1 protein-coding gene is annotated in these 724 nt (G+C 53.2%); it reads left to right on the top strand.

Annotation, left to right across the window (positions count from 1 at the left end):
- Positions 1–97 precede the first annotated feature (97 nt).
- Positions 98–724, top strand: a 627-nt coding sequence (locus ACTHUR_RS13955) for an MBL fold metallo-hydrolase (RefSeq protein ID WP_440399140.1), incomplete at its 3' end; no start/stop codon positions are given.

Here is a 724-nt window from a genome sequence, read left to right as displayed (position 1 = left end):
TCGCACGCCATTTGATGGATACCGAAACGATTTCAAACCGCAAACAGAACCCAAGGTCGTCTGAAAATTTTCAGACGACCTTCTTCATAAAACCAATATGAAACACAAGAAAAAACTCATTACCTTTACCACCACCTGCGCCCTACTCACCTACTGGCTCTATCCCGACCAACATCCTGTTTACCCCGCAAGCGACCACTACGACCCAAAAACGCAAACCTTCTTCAACCCCGAACCGCAGCAAAAACCGACTGGTCTCGTCAGCGCATTTTGGAAAATCCTGACCGACCCGCAGGCAACGCGCCCGCCCAAACCTCTGCCTACCGTTAAGCCCGATTGGCAGACCTTCCTCGCCGCACCCGAAGGGAAAAGCCGTTTTGTCTGGTTCGGACATTCCACCCTATTGATGCGGATCGGCGGGCAAACCGTCATTACCGACCCCGTTTTCGGCAATTCCGTCTACCCCATCCCCATCACCATGAAACGCTTCCAGCCTGCGCCCGCAGAAATTGACGAACTGCCGCCGGTCGATGTCATCCTGATTTCCCACAGTCACTACGACCACCTCGAAAAAGACAGCGTGCAGGCACTCAATTCAAAAGGCAACAGCCACTTTGTCGTCTCACTCGGCATGGGCGTATTGCTGAAAAAATGGGGCGTACCGCAAGAGCGTATTACCGAACTTGACTGGTGGCAAAGCACCGAACGCAACGGCATCCGCTAC

The sequence above is a fragment of the Neisseria sp. P0021.S007 genome (assembly GCF_051956855.1).
The sequence above is the reverse complement of the archived record's forward strand: the minus strand, read 5'-3'. Positions and strand labels throughout refer to the sequence as shown.